This is a genomic window from Pseudomonas sp. RIT623, assembly GCF_004519305.1.
Classification (GTDB): Bacteria; Pseudomonadota; Gammaproteobacteria; order Pseudomonadales; family Pseudomonadaceae; genus Aquipseudomonas.
In genome coordinates, this window is sequence record NZ_SOZA01000092.1 from 1 (window position 1) to 665 (window position 665).

The 665-nt window shown below is 59.7% G+C and carries 1 protein-coding gene; it reads left to right on the forward strand.

The window, feature by feature from the left end; translation table 11 throughout:
• A partial coding sequence (locus E3U47_RS24790) for an immunoglobulin-like domain-containing protein (RefSeq protein WP_372239560.1) occupies window positions 1-665 on the forward strand: 665 nt, incomplete at both ends.

Consider the following 665-nt stretch of genomic DNA (forward strand, 5'->3'; position numbering starts at 1 on the left):
AGGCACTGACAACCAAGGCGATAAAGTCTCGGTCACCATCGTCAGCAAAGGCGATGTCACCGAAGACCAGCAACCCGCCTTCACCGTCAAAGTCAGCCAGAAGCTCGACCACGACCTGACCGTCACCCTGTCCAATGGCGACAAGGTGGTGATTCCTGCCGGCCAAACCGAAGCCGAATACAAGGCCAAGGCCCAGGGCGATGATGTCTTCAAGGACGGCGATACCCTGACTGTCGGCATCACCGATGCTGCGGTCGATGGCAAGACCTTCGAAAACCTCGAGCTCGGCGGCGACGCCAGCGTGCAGATCACCGACACCATCAGCGAAGTTGTCGCAACCTTGACGGCCGACAAAACCACCGTCGCTGAGGGTGGCCAGATCACCTACACCGTCACCTTGACTAACGGCCAGGGCCTGTCGGTCGTCGGCCACAACGGCCTGACCTTCACCCTCACCGATGGCACCAAAGTAACCATCCCAGCGGGCAGTGCTACTGGCACCATCACCATCAATGCCCCGGACGACGTCTTCGTCGGCGGCCAGCCTTCGATTGTGAACAAACTGGAAGGTGTGACCGGCGCCGACAACTTCGAAAAACTCACCCTCGGCAAAGAGGAAGTGAAGACCGAAGTCACCGACGAGCCAGGCACTGGCACCCCAGGTA